Annotated in this window: 3 protein-coding genes; all 3 read left to right on the top strand. The window is 70.1% G+C overall.

The window, feature by feature from the left end:
• Positions 1-142: FCD domain-containing protein (locus FLW16_RS46425; RefSeq protein ID WP_139580905.1), on the top strand; the 142-nt coding region annotated here is incomplete at its 5' end.
• An 836-nt stretch (positions 143-978) separates the two neighbouring features.
• Positions 979-2,526, top strand: coding sequence for an arabinofuranosidase catalytic domain-containing protein (locus FLW16_RS42715; protein WP_142566691.1), 1,548 nt, complete (start codon positions 979-981; stop codon positions 2,524-2,526).
• A gap of 26 nt (positions 2,527-2,552) precedes the next feature.
• Positions 2,553-3,696, top strand: a 1,144-nt coding sequence (locus tag FLW16_RS42710; RefSeq protein ID WP_142566690.1) for an RICIN domain-containing protein, incomplete at its 3' end; no start/stop codon positions are given.

Raw genomic sequence — 3,696 nt, 5'->3', positions numbered from 1 at the left:
CGAAGAACACGACGCCATCTACCAGGCCATCCGCGCCGGCGACCCCGAAGCAGCCGCCCACGCCGCCGCCACCCACATCGACAACACACTCGACGACTACCGCAGAGAGATCCAGCAGCGCCTGTTCCGTTCGGCCGGCTGAGCCGCCCGCCAGCACCGCCGCTGGAGTGCCTCCATAACCATGGATACGAACCGTTTCGATGACGCGATCAGCGGTCGGGTCGCGGACGGGCCGAGGGCGCCGGTCCGATCGAGGCGGTCTGTGAATCTTTCATTCGCGCGCGACCGGCAGGGGACCGCGAGCATCCCTGCTGAGAGCCGCGGCCGGGACTCCAGGCCCTTACGTGCCCCGGTAAGAAGGGGAACGAGGTTCTTGACACGCAGGTCGCCCGTCGTATTTGCTTCGCTGCATCCCGCCACCCCCCAATCCGCCGGCAGGAAGGAACGAGTTAAGTCTCTGTCGATCTGTTAGCGCTAACAAAGCCCATAATCGCCGCCAGGAGGCAATAAGGGGCTGGGTCTCGTCGCCCGGTCGAGGCGAATCGGTTCGTGGACCTTTTGCGAGGAGGTTCCGAGCAGACGCTCGCCGATGCGGTGTGACCTGGATGGTGATCCACCGACGTCGCGGCTCGCCGCGCACGACGGCGTGAGGCGCGCCGTCGGCGTTCCGGGCTGCAGCCGGACCTCTCACCCGCTGTCCGCGACCCCTTCCTCCTTCGTGCATGCGCCTTCGCGCGGATCGGGTCCGCGACCGGGACCCGACATCGCCTCGGTCTCCACGCTACGGACGACGCCTGATCGGTACCGAGCGTAAGGACCGAGGAGCGGCCGGCTCCCGCGGCCCAGCCGTCCACTGCGGGCTGCTCCCACAGTGACCCGCCGCATGGGACACGACCGCCTATCGCCGGCTCCGGCGAGGCTGCCCGGATTCAGCACGTGGCTGTCTCCGCCGTGCCTTCCCCCCAAGGAGTGAAAGCAATGGGTTCTTCGTCCGTTGACCTGTCGGGCCATGCGGCTCGCGGGCGGCGCTCACCGGCGGCCGTCGCGGCCTGCCTCGTGGCAGCGCTCGCGGCCCTTCTCGCCACCGCCCTGACCTGGTCGGCGCCGGCATCGGCGGCGATGGCGCCGCTGGTCAGCGCGCCCTCGGGGCGCTGCCTGGACGTGGCGGGCAACACCGATGCGCTGGGCGCCGCCCTGCAGATCTGGGACTGCAACGGCCAGGCCAACCAGGCGTTCGAGTTCACCTCGGCCGGTGAGCTGCGGACGTTCGGCGGCACGCGGTGCGTGGACGCGTACGGCCAGGGGACGTCGCCGGGCACGAAGGTGGTCATCTGGTCGTGCAACGGGCAGGCCAACCAGAAGTGGCGCCAGAACGCCGACGGGTCCGTCACCGGGGTCCAGTCCGGTCTGTGCCTGGACGTGTACCAGGCGGCCACGGCCAACGGGACCGCGGTCACCCTGTGGACCTGCAACGGGCAGAGCAACCAGAGGTGGACCGTCGCGGGAGGCGGGCCCACCACGTCGCCGACTCCGCCCACGTCGCCGAGCCCGCCGCCGCCCGGCTCGCGTCCGTGTGACATCTACGCCGCCGGCGGCACACCCTGCGTGGCCGCTCACAGCACCACGCGGGCGCTCTACAACGCCTACAACGGCAACCTGTACCAGGTGCGGCGCTCCTCCGACAACACGACCAGGAACATCGGCGTCCTGACCGCGGGCGGCACCGCCAACGCCGCGGCCCAGGACTCCTTCTGCGCCGGCACCACCTGCGTCGTCACCGTCGTGTACGACCAGTCCGGGCGCGGCAACGACCTGTGGTACCAGGGGTCGAGCGTGGTCCCCGGGTCCCCGCAGAGCAAGCCCGCGATCGCGACCACCGAGTCGCTGTCCGTGGGCGGCAACAAGGCCTACTCCCTGTACATCAACCCCGGCAACAGCTACTGGCGGGACGGTCACCTGACCGGCGTGCCGACCGGCACCGCGCCCGAGGGCATGTACATGGTGACCAGCGGCACGCACGTCAACAGCGGCTGCTGCTTCGACTACGGCAACAGCGAGACCACCCGCAAGGCCGACGCCGCCGGCGCCATGGACGCCATCTACTTCGGCACGAGCTGCTGGTTCGGCGGTTGCTCCGGCTCCGGCCCGTGGGTCCAGGCCGACCTCGAATGGGGGCTCTACCCCGGCGGAAGCCAGTCCTGGAACCCCAACCAGCGTGCCTTCACCAGCAAGTTCGTCACGGCCACGCTGAAGAACAACGGCACCAGCCGATTCGCGATCAAGGGCAGCAACGCGCAGTCCGGCACCCTGTACACCCTCTACGACGGCGCGCTTCCCCCCGGCTACAGCCCCATGAAGAAGCAGGGTGCCATCGTCCTGGGCAGCGGCGGCGACTGCTGCAAGCCCGATGGCGGCGCCAACCTCAGCGCCGGCACCTTCTACGAAGGAGCGATGGTGGCGGGCTACCCCTCCGACGCCACCGAGAACGCCGTACAGGCCGACGTCGTCGCCGCCGGCTACCGCTGACCCCCTAACCGCGCATGGAGTTGCGTATGTTGAGTCACAAATCCCTTTTCGCCGCAATCGCGGCGGCAGCAGTTCTCGTCCTGGGCATAAGCGGCACGGCGCTCGGCGGAACGACGTCGGCCACGCGCAGCGCCGTGGCCGCCGCGCCGACCGCCGGATGCGGCAAGGCCCCGACGCTGGCGAGCGGCGCGCACTCGATTGCGAGCGGCGGCCAGAACCGCAGCTACATCCTGCGGGTGCCCGCCAACTACGACAGCAACCGCCCCTACCGCCTGATCTTCGGGTTCCACTGGAACGGCGGCACCGCCAACGACGTCGACTCGGGCGGAACCGACGGGTACAACTGGTCGTACTATGGCCTGCGGCGCCTGGCGGACGCCGCGAACAACGGCACGATCTTCGTCGCGCCCCAGGGCAACGGCAACGGCTGGGCCAACCCCGGAGGTCAGGACCTGACCTTCGTCGACGACATGCTCAGGCAGATCGAGGCCGGCCTGTGCGTCGACACCAGCCAGATCTTCTCCACGGGCTTCAGCTACGGCGGCGGCATGAGCTACGCGCTCGCCTGCGCCCGGGCGTCGGTCTTCCGCGCGGTCGTGGTCTACTCCGGCGCGCAGCTCAGCGGGTGCAACGGCGGCACCCAGCCCATCGCGTACATGGGGGTGCACGGCATCGGGGACCCGGTGCTCAACATCTCCACGGGGCGAGGGCTGCGTGACACGTTCGTCAGGAACAACGGCTGCACCGCGCAGAATCCGCCCGAGCCGAGGTCGGGCAGCCTGACCCACATCGTCACCGCCTACTCGGGGTGCCGGGCCGGGTACCCGGTCGTGTGGGCGGCGTTCGACGGGGGCCACACCCCGGGCCCGATCGACGGGTGCACCTGTGACGGCTGGAGGACCTGGACCTCGGGCGAGGCGTGGAAGTTCCTGACGCAGTTCGACACGACCCCGCCGACCTCGCCCTCTCCCTCGCCCACCGCCTCGCCGACCGTCTCGCCGAGCGGCAACCCGCCGGCGACGAGCGCGCTGAAGGGTGTGGGGTCCGGGCGGTGCCTGGACGTCAGCGGGGCGTCGCAGGCCAACGGCGCCCAGGCGCAGATCTGGGACTGCAACGGCCAGCCCAACCAGCAGTGGACCACCACCAGCGCCGGTGAACTGCGCGTCTACG

Origin of the sequence: Microbispora sp. KK1-11 (assembly GCF_006874435.1) — a bacterium.
In the GTDB taxonomy this organism is placed as follows: Bacteria; Actinomycetota; Actinomycetes; order Streptosporangiales; family Streptosporangiaceae; genus Microbispora; species Microbispora catharanthi.
This window is presented reverse-complemented; position numbering and strand designations above follow the sequence as displayed.

Excerpts from the sequence above, each read along its gene's own strand:
- FLW16_RS42715 (WP_142566691.1), top strand. The coding sequence starts at position 979 with ATGGGTTCTTCGTCCGTTGACCTGTCGGGCCATGCGGCTCGCGGGCGG.